This window comes from Mycobacterium sp., assembly GCF_049683935.1.
In the GTDB taxonomy this organism is placed as follows: domain Bacteria; phylum Actinomycetota; class Actinomycetes; order Mycobacteriales; family Mycobacteriaceae; genus Mycobacterium.
The window spans coordinates 1-16,168 of record NZ_JBAUJR010000164.1 but is presented as its reverse complement, the minus strand read 5'-3'; the positions used below and the strand labels follow the sequence as shown (position 1 = coordinate 16,168).

Here is a 16,168-nt window from a genome sequence, read left to right as displayed (position 1 = left end):
CAAACATGACGGTGACAGAAACGACCGCTGCCGACCTCGACGCGTTGATGGCATCATCCGCTCACGCCGCAGAAGTGTGGGCGATCGCCGATGGGGCGACGCGCGCAGTGGCGCTCGACGCGATCGCTGACGCCATAGATGCAGCCGGCGACGAGCTCGTGCCCATCGCGCAGGAGGAGACACACCTCGCGGAAGCGCGGTTGAGGGGGGAACTGAAGCGAACCACATTCCAATTGCGGCTCTTCGCTCGAACCGTTGCCGAGGGTGCCCACCTGGATGCGCGTATCGACCGGGCCGATTCAGACTGGCCCATGGGTGCACCGCGGCCGGACTTGCGCCGCGTCCTCTTGCCGTTGGGCCCCGTGGTGATCTTCGCGGCCGGGAATTTCCCGTTTGCGTTCAGCGTCGCCGGCGGTGACACCGCCTCGGTACTGGCAGCCGGGTGTTCGGTGATCATGAAGGCCCACCCCGGTCACCCCCGGCTCTCGGCAGCCACGGGCCAGGTCGTCGATTCGGCGCTGGCGTCGGTTGGGGCGCCGGCAGGAGTCTTCTCGATGGTGTTTGGGTTCGACGCGGGCCGAGACGCCCTGATGGACCCGCGGGTGAAAGCCGGCGCCTTCACGGGGTCGATTCGCGGGGGGCGGGCGTTGTTCGATCTGGCTAATTCGCGACCGGACCCGATTCCCTTCTATGCCGAGATGGGTAGTGTGAACCCGGTTTTCGTGACTCGAGCCGCCGCAGCGGCCCGTGGTCAGGCCATCGCTGAGAGCTTTGTCCAAAGCGTCACCGGCAGTGCTGGTCAGCTATGTACCAAGCCGGGGCTGTTGTTCGTCCCTGCGGACTCCACGATTGTCGAGCACCTACGCGGTCTCGACATTCCGGCGGCCACCCCGATGCTCGATGACAGGGTCGGCGCCGGATACCTGAAAGCACTCGAACAGCTGGAATCCCGTCCAGGTGTCGATCGGATTGCCGGGGAGACGGGCCAACCCGCCGGCGAGCCAGTATCAGCACTGCTCACCACAACAGCGGAAAACCTACTCCAGGACTTCGACATCTTGACGTCGGAGTGCTTTGGTCCGAGCGCACTGGTGGTCACCTACCGCGAGCAGTCGGACTTGGAGGCGGTGGCTGCCCGGCTGGAGGGACAGCTCACCGCAGCAATCCACGGCGAGGCCGGCGATGATGTACGCACACTTCTTCGAATCCTGAGTGGTCGAGCTGGACGACTGCTGTGGAATCAGTGGCCAACGGGGGTTTCGGTCACCTATGCGCAGCAGCATGGCGGCCCATATCCGGCGACGACCGCACCGGGAAGTACGTCGGTGGGCACAGCCGCTCTCGAACGATTTCTCCGTCCCGTCGCCTATCAGGGCTTTCCGCAGGAGATGCTCCCCGCGGCGTTGCGTGACGACAACCCGCTGAACGTGCCTCAACGGATCGATCTGGGGGCAGCGCACTCCGGCACCTGAATGGCACGCTTGAGGATCTTTCCGGTGGGACCCTTTGGGAGAAAGTCGGTCTCGATGATGATGCGCGGGTACTTGTAGGGTGCGAGGTGTTGCTTGCACCAGCGCTGAAGCTCGGGCGCGTCGAATGGGTGGCCCGGCCTCACAGCCAGGACTGCCACGATCTCTTCGCCCAGCGTCGCGTGCGGGGCTCCGACGACTGCTGCTTCGAGCACTGAGGGGTGTTTGTAGAGAACCTCCTCGACTTCGCGGGGATAGACGTTGTACCCATTGCGGATGATGAGGTCCTTCTTGCGGTCGACGACGAAGAAGTATCCGTCGGTGTCGACGTAGCCGAGGTCGCCGGTCTTGAACCACCTCCCATCGAGTTCGAACGCCGCCTTGGTTTCCTCGGGCTTGTTGAAGTAGCCCGACATCACATTGTGTCCGCGGACTTGAATCTCACCGATCTCGCCGGTGGACAACTCGATGCTGTTTTCGGCGATCCGCATTTCCGTTCCCCAGACAGGTGTGCCGATCGACCCGACCTTTGTCGGCCGATCCGGGTGGTTGAACGATGCCGCAGGCGAGGTCTCGGACAGCCCGTAGCCCTCGAGGACCCTGCATCCGAATCGGTCTCGGAGTTGGCAGAGCATCTCGACCGGCGCAGCAGCACCCCCGCTGAGGCAGATCCGAAGGGTGGCCAACGCGTCGGGGAGGCCGCTCGCGGCCTGCAGGATCGCGATGTACATAGTCGGCACGCCCAGCATGATGGTTACCTGGTGGTCGGCAATCAGTTCCAGTGCGGTGTCGGGGGTGAACCGTTCCAGCAGGCACAAGCATGCACCCGCAGCGAATGCGCCGCCCATCCCCAGGGTCTGCCCGAAACTGTGGAACAGCGGAAGCGCGCCGAAAACGACGTCGTCTGCGGTGATGCCGAGGCATGTGGTGCTGAACACGGCGACATTGCAAGTCAGATTGGCGTGCGTGAGGACTGCCCCTTTCGGCTGACCGGTCGTGCCGCTGGTGTAGAGCAGAACTGCGGGATCACCGGCACTAGTCGGTTCGAGTTCGTCAGAGTTTCTGGTCTGACCCGGCATCGACCGTAGCGCTGCGGCGAGATCCGTCGCGGGGATGGTGACGTCCGCGGTGCGGTCCCGGATCGTCCACCGCACTCCGACTCCCGCCGATGCGGCTGCTGCTGCTGCTTCCTGGAGCGCAGTTTCGGAGTGGATGAACGCCTTGGCGCCCGAGTCCATCAGGTGATGATCGATCTCACGTTCCCGCAGCAGCGGATTCATCGGAACCACGACACATCCTGCGCGTATAGCGCCCCAGAACGCGATGATGAACAGGGGGCAGTTGCCGGCCATCAGCGCAACGCGGTCGCCGCGCACCAATCCGCGGGACCTGAGCACCTGCGCCATCTGGCGGACCGAGCGATCGAGTTCGCGGTAGGTGATGGTGGCTGTCTCGAATTTGATGGCCGGCCGATCCGGGTGTCGGGCGCTCGCCCAGTTGACAAGCGATGCGTAGTTCGTCACGAGCCTTCTTTCACAACGGATGGGTGGACAACCATCCTTCCGATATCGCAGGCGTCGGGCGTCCCCATAGAAAGGCCATAGGCGTACCCAGTTCGGGATACTTCCCGGTTCTGACGTTGCGGAAATATCGGAGATGCGCGCATGCTGCGTGCAGCATTGATGGTGAGGGAGATCACATGCCGATCGCATTTGCATCGACGCGGGCGCAGCCACCGGCGGTCGATGTGAGCGCCGACAACGGCGCCCGGTTGGTCGCCGCCCGGTTGGCTGAAACGTTGGAAAGCGCGCGCACCGTCGTCGATGTTCCCCGGTGGGTGCCTTCAGCCACAGGCGAGCTGCTCAACGAGGGGGGCGAGTACGTGGACGCGGTGATCGCGGAGTTGCGTTCGCGGATGCGCGCGGCCGACATCGGTGCGCCGCAGATGGCAGGGATCTGCGAGATCGCGTTGACGCTGCAGCAGCTCAGGGCCCAGCAACAACAGTTGCTTGTCGACGAGAGAATCCGAGCGGCCACTGCGATGCGGCGGCGGATGGTGATGTTCACCGGTCACCGCGACGCTGCGAGCGTATTGAAGTCGGCCGCAGAGCAGGCGTGCAAAGCGTCGGGAATGGACCGCGCAATGGTGTTCAGGCTGGATGACGGCCACCTGCTCGCGATGTCAACGCATTTCGTCGGCCGCGACGAATGGGCGGCCGAATGCCAGGCACGCGCCGAACACATACCCATCCACATGGTGCCTGGCGTGCTGGAAACTGAAATCGTTCGGCGTCGGTTACCCGCGTTGGTCTCCGATCCGTTGCAGGATCCGCAGGCGTATCAGCCGATCGTCGGGATGATTCGCACCCCCGGCTATGTGGCGTCACCCATTCTGGTCAATGGCCAGATCGCGGCGACGTTGCATCTGGACGTCTACGACAGCGCGCGCAACATGGACACCTTCGACAGAGATATCGCGGCGGACCTGGCCGCGTCGATCGGCCACGCCCTGGAGCGGACGGTAACCCTGCAACAGCTCATGAGGCAGCGTGAGATCCTCGACGACCTCGCCCGGCAGACCGAAGCGCACATCCGCGTCCTCTCAGGAACCGGGGGACTACCGCGGCGCCTATTCGCTGAGCTCTCTGCTCGCCCCGAACCGCGGTTTGGGGCGTCGGTATCGACCGATCCGGCGACGCATTCAACGCGACTCGTGCGCAGTTTGACACGCCGTGAGGCTGAAGTGCTGCAGTTGATGAGTACCGGTGCGACGAACGCCGACATCGCGTCGAGCCTCGTCGTGGCCGAGGGCACGATCAAGACACACGTGAAGCGGATCCTGCGCAAGCTCAATGCCGGCAACCGCGGACAGGCGGTCGCGCACTACACCAACTCGGTGCACAGCGTGGACCAATACCGGCAATAGGGATCCTCGTTCCGAGAGAACGACGAAGGTGTCCTCCAACCACTGATCGACGCGGGTGGTGTGCCCGCTGGCAGACAGTCGCAGCCTCTGAGGAGGGTGGTCAGAGCGGCAGCAGGCTGGAGAAGCTGCCGTCACAATAGACAAGTGGGTTGCCGAACGCACCCAGACGGATGTCATTGATGAGGCCGATCAGCACGTAGTGAGTACCGGCCTCGACGACGCGGTCGAGCTCGCAGTCGAAGGACACCAGACTGTCGGCCAGAGCAGGTGGCCCGCTGTCGAGTTGCAGCCAAACGCCTTCGGTGAACTTGTCGGTACCCCGAGCGCCGTCCATGCCGGCGAATCGTCGGGCTAGGCTGTGATGTTCCTCGCGCAGCAGGTTCAGACCGAAGCGGCCCGTGGATGTGATCGCTTCGCCAACCACCAGGTTTCTATTGACGCAGCAGAGCACGCTGGGCGGATCGGGAGTCAGCGAGGTAACCGCGGTTGCCGTGATCCCAAGCGGGCCTTGCTTACCCATTGTCGAGATGATACTGACGCCAGCGGCAAGGCGCCGCATCCCAGATCGGAACTCGTGGTACTCGATCGGCGGTCTGAGCTTTCCGTTCATGCTGCCGATCTCCAGAGGCTCAGACCCGCGGTGTGCGGGTAGGCCATGGCCGCCCGCACATTGGTGCTCAGCAGCAGATCCGCCAGCGGCGCGATCTTGTTCGTCTCCAGCCACCACAGAAAGTTGTGTCGCCGCCAGGGCCGCAAGGCACGCCGTACCGCCACGTCGGGGTCATGGCCACGAAGGATGGCTTCGGCGCCGACGACGCCTCCGATCGCCGAAGACACCATTCCGTCGGCGTAGTAGCACGGCGCGCCGCCGGAGTACATCCGCTTGAGATCCAGCGTGCCCGACGTGGAGTGCGGTACCTGGCCCCACGGAGACGCGGGAACCAAAGCGCTTGCGAGCGTGTCAGATTCATCGTCGATCGCCAGCCCCATCACCTCTGCGACACCGCGAAGTTGTGCAATCATCACGTTCAGTTCGCGGTCCTTGTCGAAACCCGAGTCGGCGTCGACGACCCGGGCGAAGATTCCGTACCAGGTCGAACGGGGAGACAGCGGATCACTGAACGGGGTGAAGTAGCCGACATCCAGGATGCCCTCTCGTCGGACGACCGGAGCGAACGTCGTGCGCGGCTGGAGAGGACCGGCTGAAGCCGATGCCGTGGTGACCATCGGTGCCTGGACGGCCAGGACGAACTGGCGGGGTTTCATGGACCCACCGCTTAGCAGGCCGGGCTTGGTGGTCGCATTGACCAGTAGGGGTCGGGAACCGGTTGCGTAGCTTCGCAGGTGCTCGGCAGACTCGACCATCTCGTCGACATACGTGATCGGGTGCTTTGCGAGGAGCTCGCGCAACCCGGCTACCAGCCGACTGTTGCGGATCCCGTACACGAGCGGCTCGCTAATGCCCCTATTGCCGCCCTGCCAGGGCCCCTTGGTCCTGAACGTCCATGTGTCTCCGCGGGATGTCGCCATCGCCGCGGTCTGACGGTAGGCGACGGGACCGGCGTCGCTGGTCCCGGCAGTCGCACGGAGGAGCTCGCCGTGATCGGTTCCGATGGCTGAACAAAGGAAGTCGGCTGCCAAGCCACGCAGACTCACACCGTTGACGAGCCGACGGGATTCGACGACCGGTGGTGCCACCAACGTCACCCTGCCTTCGAAGCCGGGATGTTTGACCAGCTGTGCCGCGAAGGCCTGGGCGCCGATGCCGTTGCCGGCGATGACAGCGGAATCGTACTTCGGCGGAGAGGAGTTCGGTAGCCGCCGATCGATGAACTGCTGCACAGACCGATCGCGGCGACGGTTCAGGGCATCCATACTTTCATCAACGAGCGACATCATTGACCTCCTGGAACGACGAATTCCCTTGGTGGGCATCCATGATTTGCCAGATGTGCTGTGCGGCACATCCGATAGTTTGATGCTGCCGCCGTTGGGCGGTGGGGTCAATCCGTTGGGGGGCAAGTTATCCCGAAATGGATACGGAAGTACGCGCCGGGGCGTACGACACCGGGATGCTGCGTCCGCATCGCGCGTCTGGTGGGTCTGGTGGGTCTGCAGTATCCCCAAAGAGGCATTTCCGTACGTCCGGCGGAGCATGTCGCGGGCTGGATGGTTCCAATTCTGAGTAGTAGCCCTAACCTCGGGCACTGGGCCTGCCTCCACACGCTGGCCGCGCAATGGTACTCACTTCTGAATAGAGGACGACGACATGTCAGCAACCAACTCACCACATTGCCACGGCGAAGCGAAATGGTCGTCGTTCTCCGTGCTGATCGACGACGGCGTCGCAGAGGTCTGCATCGATACGGGTACGACGGGAAACCTTCTGGGAATAGACTTCTGGCGAGAGTTACCGGTGCTGTTCCGCCAGCTCGATTCAGACCCGCGCGTGAACGCCGTGCTGGTCAGCGCAGCCGGCCAACACTTCTCCTACGGCATCGACCTCAACGTGATGACCGAGTTGTTCGGCGAGGTGTTCTCCGAAGGTGGGATGGCCGCTGCGCGCACAGATTTTCTCTGCGCGATCCGAGAGGTCCAGGCCGCCGTCTCGGCAGTGGCGCAATGTTGCAAGCCGGTCATCGTCGAATCGCACGGGTGGTGCATCGGTGCTGCCGTCGACTTCATCGCCGCGGCCGACATTCGATACGCGAGCAGCGACGCTCGTTTCAGCGTTCGCGAGATCAAAGTCGGCATTGTCGCTGATCTCGGTTCACTGCAACGTCTTCCGACAATAATCGGTGACGCCCATCTGCGTGAGCTTGCCTTCACCGGCGACGATATCGATGCCGGTCGAGCCTGTCGTATCGGGCTGGTCAATGACGTGCTGAGCGATCGGTCGGCCGCCCTCGAACATGCCCGCGCCACCGCGCGACGAATTGCGCGCAACGCGCCCCTGCCGGTGCAGGGCGTCAAGCAGATCCTCGAGGGGGCGCGCCGTCCCGTCGTTGAGGAGGGCCTGCGGCACGTCGCCACCTGGAATTCAGCGTTTCTTCCGTCGGCCGACCTCAACGAAGCCATCTCCGCTGTCCTGGAGAAGCGGCAGCCGCACTTCATGGGCCAGTGATGGTGGTCCGGGACCCGCGAGCTCAGGCCCGGGCCTCCTTCCGAAACTAGACGCCCGGCGCCGGCGTTGGGCGAGGTACGGCATCGTTGCATCGGCCGAACGGACCGCTGACACTGTCCGCTGGAACCTCGCCTGAACGCCACCAAACTAGCTGGCGCCTATCACGGAACCCGGGCCCGACCACTCACCTGTGACAGTGTCATCGCGGCCTTCGCAAGCCGCATCGCGGGGTACACAAATTACGGCTTCTTGTACAACACAAGAAGGTCGTCGACTCTGACGTCGAACTTTCACGACCGCACGTCGTAGCTGATCCGCATTTCCTTGATGCCGTTGATCAGGTTGGAGTGCAGGCGCCGCGGTGGTGCTTCCAACGCGATGTTCTCGACGCTCGCGAGCAACTCGGTGAACACGAGTCTCAGCGAAAGCCGGGCGAGGTTGGCCCCAAGACAGAAGTGCTCCCCGATCCCGAAGGACTGTTGAGGGTTCGGGTCCCGGTCGATGAGAAAGGTGTGGGGGTCGGCGAAGACGTCGGGGTCGCGGTTGGAGGCCGGGTACCACATCAACACCTTGTCGCCCGCAGCGATCGTCTTGCCGCCCAATTCGACGTCGGTGGTCGCGGTGCGTCGGAAGTGGTGGATCGGCGGCGCCCAGCGCAGTATCTCCTCGACCGCCCCCGGCATCAGTTCGGGATCGGCGACCAGGCGATCGAGCGCGTCGGGGTGCTCGAGCAGCGTGAGTAAACCGTGCGACGTCGCGGTGCGAGTCGTTTCGTTGCCCGCCACGATCAGGAACATGAAGAACAGCGTGAACTCCATATCGGTGAGCTTTCGGCCGTCGACCTCGGCGGCGAGCAGGTCGCTGGTCAGACTGCCCGAAGGGTTGGCCCGCTCGCGGGCGGCCAGCTCGCTGGCGTAACCGTAGATCTCTATCGAGGCCTCCATCGAGGTTTCGGGGGTCGGCGCGACTTCGGGGTCCTGGTCGTCGATGAGCGAATGGCTGAGCTCGTAGAGCCGATGGCGGTCCTTTTCGGGGACGCCCATGAGTTCGCTGATCGACCACATCGGGATGCGGGCGGCGACGTCGCTGACGAACTCACACCGGTTGGCATGGCGCAGTTCGCCGATCACCCGCCCGGTCTCTTCTCGCAGCGACGTCGCGAGCTGGCTGATCCTTCTCGGGGTGAACGCCTTCGACACGATCGCACGGAAGCTGCGATGGTCCGGGGGATCCATCCCGATGATGATCATCCGTACCTGGTCGAGCCCGCCCTCCCCGGCCGGATCCAGGCGCAGCGGCCCGCCGACGTAGCTGGAGAACTCGCCCGGCGACGTCGACACCCGGTGGACGTCGGCGTGGCGGGTCAGTGCCCAGAACCCCGGACCGTCCTTCTCCGGATGCCAGTGCACCGGATCCTCGGAACGCAGGCGGTCGAGCCAGTCGTGCGGCGCCGCGTTCGCCCACACCGACGCGTCGGTGAGGGCGATGTCATCCAGCGTCGTGGTCTGCAGGTTCATCATTTCGTGCCGATCTTCGTGGACTCAACCAGTCGGCCGAACTTGCCGAGCATCCGGCGGACCATGAAGCCCATGATCGGATCCGTCGCAGCCGATACGAAACGGGGCTGTCGAGCGTTCTTCATCGCCATGGTCCAGTCGACCCGGCATCTCCCGGCGCCGAGGTCGGTGACGCGGTAATCCTCGGCGAAGGCCTCGATTCCCTTCGTGGACGCCTCGTCGAATCGGAACGCCATGCGGACGCCGTGTTCGTAGGCGATGAACTCCTCGTAGCCGATGAGGCCGCCGCGCATGCGCACCGTGCGCGTCGACCCGACCTCGATCGGGAATTCGGACGTCCATTCGACTGCGGTGATCGGCCACGCCCAACGTGTCCAGGCGTCGGCGTCGAGAAACGCGTCGAATACCTGATCGGGTGACGCGGCGATCTCCACGCTCGCGCAGTATCGGGTAGATGCTTCTTCAAAGAATTCGACACCCACTTTCTCGCATTTGTATCTCATGGCTGACTCCTCACAGGGGTAGTGGTGATGACCGGGACGACAAACTGCTCGATCATGCGGCGCTCCTTTTCTGGGTCCGAACCGGGCATGGCCAGCAGCATCACGATCGAACGCAACATCCACTCAGCCCGCCGCTCAAGCTCGTCTTGATCGATCTGCGCCCCGTCGTGCTGGCCGATCAGTGCCACAGACATGGAGTGGAGCAGCGTCGAACTCTGGCTGACGGCGAGCGGGACGGCCATGTTCTCGGGTTCGAACCAGACCGCCAATAACGGATCGGCCCGGACGTGCGCGATGCCGGAGACCATGCGTCCCACAAGTGTGTCGGGCACGCCCGTCGCATAGTCGGCCGTCAGTTGATTGGCGATCCGCAGCGTCGCGCGGTGCACGTATGCATGATGCAGCGACTCCTGATCGGGGAAGTACCGGTACAGCGTGGCGCGCGAGCAGCCGGCCACCCTGGCGACGTCGACCATCGTGGCGCGCGCGACGCCGAAGGTAGCGAATGCCCTGCCGGCGGCGTCGAGTAGCTCGTCGACGGCGTGGTCGAGGTCGACATGGCGCCGCCACTCGTTATTAGACACATCCGCTAGTGTGTCCCATTGTGCCGTCCGATTCAACAGACCCTGCCGTGAACGCGTCGAACCCCGGTGCTGCCGTCCTCATCGACAAACCCCGGCCGCACACCACAGTGATCACGCTGAACCGGCCGGAACGCATGAACTCGATGGCGTTTCACCTGATGGTGCCTTTGCACGAGGCGTTCGAGAGAGTTGCCGCGGACAACGACACGACCTGCGTGATCTTGACCGGCCGCGGGCGGGGCTTCTGCTCTGGCGCGGATACCGGTGACGACGGCGGGTCGCCGCCCAACATCGACGGACTGAGTCTTTCGCGGATCGCCAGCAGGGCGATGTCGTTGCTCGCCGACCTCGTTCCGGCGATGCAACGCATGCCGCAACCCGTGATCTGTGCCATAAACGGTGCGGCGATCGGCGGCGGTATGTGCCTGACACTCGGAGCCGATGTGAGGCTCGCGGGCGAGTCGGCGTATTTCCGTGCCGCAGGCATCAACAACGGGCTGACCGCCACCGAACTCGGACTCAGTTTCCTGTTGCCGCGGGCTATCGGGTCATCGCGTGCCTTCGAGATGATGTTGTCGGGCCGTGATGTCACTGCGCACGAGGCCGCCGCGATCGGCTTGGTGTCGCGCGTGGTGCCCGACGACGAACTGCTGACCGAAGCGCTCGATCTCGCGGATCAGATCAACGGTTGGAGCACGCAGGGAACGGCGCTGACCAAGCGGACCATGTGGGCAGGTCTCGAGATGGGCACCCTGCGCGGCGCGATCGAAATGGAGACCAACACACAGCTGTTCATCCGTCTGACGACGAAGAACTTTGAAGAAGCAGTGCGGGCGCGGAAAGAGGGTCGCCGCCCGGACTTCAAGGACTGACTTCGTATGAACCGCCTCCGGGCAGAACTCGCGGCGCGGGTGGCTTCCGGGTAATTCTGGAGGCGGTGATGTCGGCTACTGATCTACCAGGGCATTAGATCTTTCCACCGGGGAACATCGTCTCGACGGCCTGGGTGATGTTCTCGCGTGCGCTCGCTGCGTCGGTGGGGTCCAGGGAGCCGATCGCCATCACGTAGCGGCGGTCGGGTCCGATGGCGCCGGTGGACACGTGTAGCTGGTTGCCGCCGTTCCAGCAGCAGAACCAGCCCTGTTTGACGGCAACCGGCTCGCCATAGAGACCTTCAGGGATGCCGAACCGCTGCGGGTATCCGTCGTTTCCCGTCGGTGTGGACTGTGCGAGGTTGCTGATGATGATGTTGGCCTGTTCGGCCGGCAGCCCTCCGGTGCCGTTCAACAGCTTGTCGTAGTAACTCACGAGATCGCTTGCGGTGCTGGTTGTCACGTCCCAGTGTCCGTTGTACGGCGCGGTGGTTCCGGGCAACCCGTACCGCGCTTTGACGCGGGCGATGACGGCGTTCTGGCCGCTGCGATCCCAGAAGCTCTGGGCCGCGCTGTCGTCGGAGGAGCGCAGCATGCTGTCCAGTGCCCTGCGGTCGGCAGGGGACAGTTCCGTTTCCCCCTGCGACTCCCGCAGCAGCAGGTCGTCGGCGATGAACAGCTTCACCACCGACGCGATCGGGAAGGATGAGTTGGTGCCGCCGGAGACGAGCTGTCCGGTGTCACGGTCCAGCACAGCGGTCTCGATGTCGGCCCCCGAGGAGGCTGCGTCAGCAGTGGCTTGGCGGACCCGGGCATCGAGTCCGTCGAACGACGGAGCCGGTTGGGCGGGCGGCGGGGCTTCGGGCAGCGCAGGCAGTGAAGCCGGCGGGGCCTGGGGCAGTGACTGCGGAGTGTTCTCCGCAACCGGCGGCGCACCATGCACCTGGGCACATCCAGTGGCGAGCATTGCCACACAGACGATCGCCAGGCCCGTCATCGCCCGATCCGGTAGCCGCCGGCGCATAGTTCTCCCTCGAGTAAATTCCTGAACCAGGGGAGCGGGGGTCGAAGCTGCGCCCACCGGTCACCCCAGCCTAGTTGACCGATCCTGGCAGGCACCTGGCTGAGCTCGAGACGACTGACTCACGCGGTACGCGCGCTCCATTCCGACGTCCGCTCCGGGCTCGCCCCGGCGAGCGCAGTACGGGTGTTCTCCGCGTTCAGGTCCTTGCCGTACACCGGCGTGCCGGGCTGCTGGCGCCACGATTCGGAGATCGGGCCGGCATCAACAGGATCGAACCCGAGTTGGTCGACGATGTCGTGGACGAGTTCACGGCCGGGCCCATCCTCACCCGCGATCGGCAGGGCGATACGGTCGGCTGCGCCACTGGGCTTTCCGCCTTCGAGCAGCTGCTTCCACCAGATCCCGTTGAACACCTTGTACACCGGCGCGCCGATCAACTCGGCGACCCATGCACTCTCGACCTGACCGTCTTCGATGGCGGTGATCTCGCCGTCACGCTGCTGGGGGTAGTAGTTGTTGGTCTCGATCACCGGCGCACCCAGCTTGCGGGCATCGACGATTCCGGCGGCGAGGTCGGGGACGTTCTTCTGCGGGATACTCACGACGACGAGGTCGGCGTCGGCCGCTGCATCCTTGGCCCACGTTGCCGTTGCGCCGGTTTCGGCAGCGAGGTCGGCCAGAGTTTCAGGGGAGCGCGAGTTCGACACCGTCACCTCGTGTCCGAGTTCCCGCAACCTGCGTGCCAGCGTGCCGCCGATGAGTCCTGCCCCGATGATGCCGATCTTCATGTATCGCCTCCGTGCGTTGGGTTCACCCTCCGTCGGGCAACGTCCGGCCGGTAGGCACTATTCCGAGTGGGCAGTCCACCGCTGAGTTCGGTGGCCCGGTAGCCCGGGCAGACCGCGTTCTCCTTGATGCTGTCGTCCCGTAATTCGTTGGCGTACAACACGGTCAACGCGTTCGCGGTCGGATCACAGGGCGGGGGTGGTGGGCTGCAGCACGGCAACGGCGACCGACTCGGCGCGCAGGTGCTCGAACTCCTGATAGTCCGGATCGTTGACCATGTCGACGAAGTTCTGCCGACTCGGGTAGCTGATCAGCGCGACCATGTCCCAGTCGCCTCCTTCAGCGGCGACGAGCGATGGATGCCCGGCGCCGCCGTAGACGACTGACACGCCGTAGCGATCCTTGACGCCGGAACTGGTGAAGCGCTCGATGTATTGCATGTATCTGGCAGCGCCGTCAGGCACGAAGCGCAGCAGATTCAACATCACCACGGGGCTATTCGGGTCAGCGGCGACAAAGTTCTCGAGATCGGATGCATCGAGGACGGACATGCGAGGACTCTCCTTCGTAGTTACTTGCTAGACGACACGCAACTTACCTGAGGGCTCCGACACGTTGATGGGGGAGAATGACCGACATGACTGACGCGCAGGTGGGACGGCGCACGCAGGCCGAACGCCGCGCCGAGACGCGGCAGCGAGTGCTCGGTGCCGCGGTGTCGCTGGTCGCGGCCCACGGGTCGCGCGCGGTGTCGCTGGCTGCCGTCGGTGATGCCGCCGGCTACAGCCGCGGCATCGTCAACCATCACTTCGGCAGTAGGGCGCGGCTGCTCGAAGAACTCATCAAGCACACGCAGCAGTTCGACATTCCGACCGATGCTGCGACCGGGTTGGGCCGGTTGACCCAGTTCGTCGAGTCGTATCTGAGCGGGATACACGCACGGTCGCCACGCTCGGAAGCGTTCTTGAAGCTGTGGACCGAGTCAGCGGGAGCGGAGCCGGCGCTCGCACCGTTGTTCGCCGAGCGCGACGCACGGTTTCGGGAAGTACTCGAGCAGTACGTCCGCGACGGAGTGAGTGACGGCTCGATCCGGCCTGAGGCAAGCCCGGCCGTCGCTGCTGTGGCGATCATCGGATTGCTCCGGGGCACCGCGATGATGGCGCTCTCGACGGCCCGCGACGTGTCGGTGGCCGACCTCTCCGCGGAGGTTGCGCGAGGCGTCGGACGCAGTTTGGCGGCGGAGACGCAACCTCAGCTGCCGTAAAGACCCAGGATCCGGGCTGTCGTCGTGGCCACGTCGCCGCTCAACGCCGCGATGGGGGGTCCGCCGCGCTGGTGGATCACGTTGGCGAGGATGACGACGTAGGTGTTCGATCCCGGGTCCATCCACAGCGTCACGCCGGTGAAGCCGGTGTGGCCGAAGCTGCCGATGGGAAAGATCGTGCCGCGTGGTCGGGAGTGGGCCGTATCGATATCCCACCCGAATCCGCGGAGGTCCTGTCCCGCGAGCGCCGGATAGTTCGGAGCGACTGCTTCTCGGGAGGCATTGTTGGCGGCCTCGAGCTGTCCCGCGGTGTGCCCCGGCTGTTGCGGGCTGGTCATCACTTCCAGGGTGGCTTGCGTCAATGGAAAGGGGCTCGGCCGCCCGGCGAGACGATCAAGGAGCGCCTGCGCGTAGCGGCCGACGTCATCTGCAGTCGAGAACACCCCGGCACTGCCGGTCACCCCACCCATGCGGCGAGCTGTGGGGTCATGCACGGTGCCGCGGAGCAGGTGCCCGAAGTCGGGGTTGAGACCCGGGGTGTCGCCGTCGTGCGCCGTCGGTGCGATGCGTGGCAGGAGTGCGGTGCTCCACGTACCCTCCGGACATTGACCCGGCCAGGGCGCGTTCTGTCCAAGGGTGATCGCGGTGCCTCGAATCTGGTGCGGACCGCAGGCTTTGGCCGCCGGAAGGTAGCGGGTGTCTGACATGCCCAGCGGGGCGAAGACGTTCGCCGGTACGTAAGTACCCAAGGGGTCGCCGGTGATCTTCTCGATGATCGCGCCGACCAGGATGAAGTTGATATCGGAGTAGTGGAAAGCCGTTCCGGGATCGAACACCACCCATGCCCCGAGCGCCCGGCGGATGCCCTCGGCCTCATCGGCTGAGTCCAGCCCCCAGGGACCGTCCAGGCTCAGATCTCCCGCAATGCCCGACGTATGTGTCAGCAACATCCGCAGTGTCACCTGCGCCCGTCGCGGGTCGTTCGTGGGGTTGAAATCCGGCAGGTACTGCTGCACAGGGTCGTCGATCCGAACCAGGCCCTTCTCGGAGAGCTGGAGAAAGGCCGGCGTCGTCGCGACACTCTTGGTCAACGAGGCCAGGTCGAAGATCGTGTCCTCGGTCATCGGCTCAGCGGGTGTCGGAACCCCGTTGAGTCCCGGTTCGCCGGCGAGTTTGCGCGACCCGAACGCCTCCCGGAAGACGACCTTGCCGGCGTGCCCGATCTGGACCACCGCGCCGGGCATCCGTTGCGCCGCAATCGCATCAACGACCAGGCGGGATACAGGGGCAAAATCGGCCGCCGTATTCACCTCGGGAACAGGAGCCACCCCGGGAACGGACGTCGCCTGAACGGTGGTGGTTGATGTAGTGGTGCGTGCCGGCGGCTGCGTGGTGTGCCCGCACGAAGTGGCCGCGATCAGCGCGAGTACGACGGCTCCACTGGCGCATACTCGGGCGACGCGCGACTTTGACACCGTCACCAGGTCAACGGTAGCCGGGCACTCTGCGAGACGTCCAGGTCAGATCGCGGTTCCGCCACCGTCGACGTGCAGGACCGCTCCGGTGATGAAACTCGCTCGCGGTGAGGCCAAGAACAGCACGGCGTGCGCAATCTCTTCGGGCTCGGCCACCCGGCCCAAAGGTAAAGCACGGCCGAGTTCTTCGTTGGTGTCACCCCATTCGGCGATCACGCCTGCAGTTCTTGTCGGCCCCGGCGCGACCGCGTTGACGCGGACTTGTCGACCACCGAACTCAGCGGCCCAGGTGCGGGTCAGCGACTCGAGTGCCGCCTTCGACGAACTGTAGACGGAGGCGGCGGGCACCCCTTTGGCGGCCACCATCGACGTGATGTTGACGATGCTGCCGCGCTGTCGCTCGAGCATGCCTCGGGCCAGTTCAGCGGTCAGGAAGTAGGACCCGCGCACGTTGGTGTCGAAGGTGCGCGCGAAGGAACCGAGATCCTGGTCGACGGTCAGCGCACCGGGAAAGCCGGCCGCGTTGTTGACGAGCACATCGATGTCTCCTGCTTGTCGAACCAGAGCCCCCAGCGAGTCGAGATCGGCGATATCGGCCTGGATGAAGCGGATTCGTTCGTGAGT

Annotated in this window: 16 protein-coding genes and 1 pseudogene; 5 read left to right on the top strand and 12 right to left on the bottom strand. The window is 64.6% G+C overall.

What is annotated here, in order from left to right:
- Positions 1-5: 5 nt before the first annotated feature.
- On the top strand, positions 6-1,472 hold the full coding sequence (locus tag WA965_RS09500; RefSeq protein WP_526294563.1) for an aldehyde dehydrogenase (NADP(+)): 1,467 nt from the start codon (positions 6-8) through the stop codon (positions 1,470-1,472).
- On the opposite strand, the gene WA965_RS09495 is transcribed toward WA965_RS09500, so the two are convergent.
- The gene (locus WA965_RS09495) at positions 1,433-2,992 is read right to left on the bottom strand and encodes a long-chain-fatty-acid--CoA ligase (RefSeq protein ID WP_526294562.1); all 1,560 of its coding nucleotides are present in this window, start codon (positions 2,990-2,992) and stop codon (positions 1,433-1,435) included. The two genes, WA965_RS09500 and WA965_RS09495, sit on opposite strands and share 40 nt — an antisense overlap.
- 172 nt (positions 2,993-3,164) lie before the next feature.
- Positions 3,165-3,536 (bottom strand): hypothetical protein, encoded by a 372-nt coding sequence (locus WA965_RS09490; RefSeq protein ID WP_526294561.1) that lies wholly within the window; start codon positions 3,534-3,536, stop codon positions 3,165-3,167.
- Here WA965_RS09490 and WA965_RS09485 point away from each other — a divergent pair.
- Positions 3,523-4,395 carry a LuxR C-terminal-related transcriptional regulator gene (locus tag WA965_RS09485; protein ID WP_526294560.1) on the top strand — a complete coding sequence of 291 codons (873 nt, stop codon included), beginning with the start codon at positions 3,523-3,525 and terminating at the stop codon, positions 4,393-4,395. The genes WA965_RS09490 and WA965_RS09485 overlap by 14 nt on opposite strands.
- A gap of 100 nt (positions 4,396-4,495) precedes the next feature.
- Here WA965_RS09485 and WA965_RS09480 read toward each other — a convergent pair whose 3' ends face one another.
- Both WA965_RS09480 and WA965_RS09475 read right to left on the bottom strand, forming a co-directional pair.
- Complete coding sequence (locus WA965_RS09480) at positions 4,496-4,954, bottom strand: flavin reductase family protein (RefSeq protein ID WP_526294666.1); 459 nt, start codon at positions 4,952-4,954, stop codon at positions 4,496-4,498.
- 47 nt (positions 4,955-5,001) lie between these two features.
- Positions 5,002-6,291, bottom strand: a complete 1,290-nt coding sequence (locus WA965_RS09475) for a hypothetical protein (RefSeq protein WP_526294559.1) — start codon at positions 6,289-6,291, stop codon at positions 5,002-5,004.
- Between the two features lie 373 nt (positions 6,292-6,664).
- Between WA965_RS09475 and WA965_RS09470 the strand changes: the two genes are divergently transcribed.
- Positions 6,665-7,519, top strand: coding sequence for a crotonase/enoyl-CoA hydratase family protein (locus WA965_RS09470; RefSeq protein WP_526294558.1), 855 nt, complete (start codon positions 6,665-6,667; stop codon positions 7,517-7,519).
- A 290-nt stretch (positions 7,520-7,809) separates the two neighbouring features.
- Here WA965_RS09470 and WA965_RS09465 read toward each other — a convergent pair whose 3' ends face one another.
- From WA965_RS09465 to WA965_RS09455, 3 genes are read right to left on the bottom strand one after another with little or no spacing between them, the layout of a single operon-like run.
- Positions 7,810-9,039 carry a cytochrome P450 gene (locus WA965_RS09465; RefSeq protein ID WP_526447417.1) on the bottom strand — a complete coding sequence of 410 codons (1,230 nt, stop codon included), beginning with the start codon at positions 9,037-9,039 and terminating at the stop codon, positions 7,810-7,812.
- A complete protein-coding gene (locus tag WA965_RS09460) occupies positions 9,036-9,539 on the bottom strand; it encodes an SRPBCC family protein (RefSeq protein ID WP_526294556.1) in 504 nt (167 codons plus the stop codon). Before WA965_RS09460 ends, WA965_RS09465 begins: the two co-directional genes overlap by 4 nt.
- On the bottom strand, positions 9,536-10,159 hold the full coding sequence (locus WA965_RS09455) for a TetR/AcrR family transcriptional regulator (RefSeq protein WP_526294555.1): 624 nt from the start codon (positions 10,157-10,159) through the stop codon (positions 9,536-9,538). Before WA965_RS09455 ends, WA965_RS09460 begins: the two co-directional genes overlap by 4 nt.
- Before the next feature lie 11 nt (positions 10,160-10,170).
- Here WA965_RS09455 and WA965_RS09450 point away from each other — a divergent pair, with 11 nt between their 5' ends.
- A complete protein-coding gene (locus WA965_RS09450; RefSeq protein ID WP_526294554.1) occupies positions 10,171-10,995 on the top strand; it encodes an enoyl-CoA hydratase in 825 nt (274 codons plus the stop codon).
- Positions 10,996-11,089: 94 nt separating this feature from the next.
- Here the strand turns inward: WA965_RS09450 and WA965_RS09445 are convergent, their stop codons facing one another.
- From WA965_RS09445 to WA965_RS09435, 3 genes and pseudogenes are all read right to left on the bottom strand, one after another.
- The gene (locus WA965_RS09445; protein WP_526294553.1) at positions 11,090-12,019 is read right to left on the bottom strand and encodes a serine hydrolase; all 930 of its coding nucleotides are present in this window, start codon (positions 12,017-12,019) and stop codon (positions 11,090-11,092) included.
- Positions 12,020-12,138: 119 nt separating this feature from the next.
- A pseudogene (locus tag WA965_RS09440) lies at positions 12,139-12,813 on the bottom strand (NADPH-dependent F420 reductase); the annotation flags it as partial.
- A 177-nt stretch (positions 12,814-12,990) separates the two neighbouring features.
- The gene (locus tag WA965_RS09435; RefSeq protein WP_526294552.1) at positions 12,991-13,356 is read right to left on the bottom strand and encodes a DUF1330 domain-containing protein; all 366 of its coding nucleotides are present in this window, start codon (positions 13,354-13,356) and stop codon (positions 12,991-12,993) included.
- Positions 13,357-13,442: 86 nt separating this feature from the next.
- Here WA965_RS09435 and WA965_RS09430 point away from each other — a divergent pair, with 86 nt between their 5' ends.
- Positions 13,443-14,069 carry a TetR/AcrR family transcriptional regulator gene (locus tag WA965_RS09430; RefSeq protein ID WP_526294551.1) on the top strand — a complete coding sequence of 209 codons (627 nt, stop codon included), beginning with the start codon at positions 13,443-13,445 and terminating at the stop codon, positions 14,067-14,069.
- Here WA965_RS09430 and WA965_RS09425 read toward each other — a convergent pair.
- The gene (locus tag WA965_RS09425; RefSeq protein ID WP_526294665.1) at positions 14,057-15,553 is read right to left on the bottom strand and encodes a serine hydrolase domain-containing protein; all 1,497 of its coding nucleotides are present in this window, start codon (positions 15,551-15,553) and stop codon (positions 14,057-14,059) included. The two genes, WA965_RS09430 and WA965_RS09425, sit on opposite strands and share 13 nt — an antisense overlap.
- A gap of 36 nt (positions 15,554-15,589) precedes the next feature.
- The coding region (locus tag WA965_RS09420) for an SDR family NAD(P)-dependent oxidoreductase (RefSeq protein ID WP_526447415.1) at positions 15,590-16,168 on the bottom strand (579 nt) is incomplete at its 5' end.

What these genes read in the sequence shown, in the direction of transcription:
- WA965_RS09500 (WP_526294563.1), top strand. Translation starts at nt 6, where the DNA reads ATGACGGTGACAGAAACGACCGCTGCCGACCTCGACGCGTTGATGGCA.
- WA965_RS09485 (WP_526294560.1), top strand. Translation starts at nt 3,523, where the DNA reads ATGGTGATGTTCACCGGTCACCGCGACGCTGCGAGCGTATTGAAGTCG.
- WA965_RS09480 (WP_526294666.1), bottom strand. Translation starts at nt 4,954, where the DNA reads ATGCGGCGCCTTGCCGCTGGCGTCAGTATCATCTCGACAATGGGTAAG.
- WA965_RS09475 (WP_526294559.1), bottom strand. Translation starts at nt 6,291, where the DNA reads ATGTCGCTCGTTGATGAAAGTATGGATGCCCTGAACCGTCGCCGCGAT.
- WA965_RS09470 (WP_526294558.1), top strand. Translation starts at nt 6,665, where the DNA reads ATGTCAGCAACCAACTCACCACATTGCCACGGCGAAGCGAAATGGTCG.
- WA965_RS09465 (WP_526447417.1), bottom strand. Translation starts at nt 9,039, where the DNA reads ATGATGAACCTGCAGACCACGACGCTGGATGACATCGCCCTCACCGAC.
- WA965_RS09460 (WP_526294556.1), bottom strand. Translation starts at nt 9,539, where the DNA reads ATGAGATACAAATGCGAGAAAGTGGGTGTCGAATTCTTTGAAGAAGCA.
- WA965_RS09445 (WP_526294553.1), bottom strand. Translation starts at nt 12,019, where the DNA reads ATGCGCCGGCGGCTACCGGATCGGGCGATGACGGGCCTGGCGATCGTC.
- WA965_RS09435 (WP_526294552.1), bottom strand. Translation starts at nt 13,356, where the DNA reads ATGTCCGTCCTCGATGCATCCGATCTCGAGAACTTTGTCGCCGCTGAC.
- WA965_RS09430 (WP_526294551.1), top strand. Translation starts at nt 13,443, where the DNA reads ATGACTGACGCGCAGGTGGGACGGCGCACGCAGGCCGAACGCCGCGCC.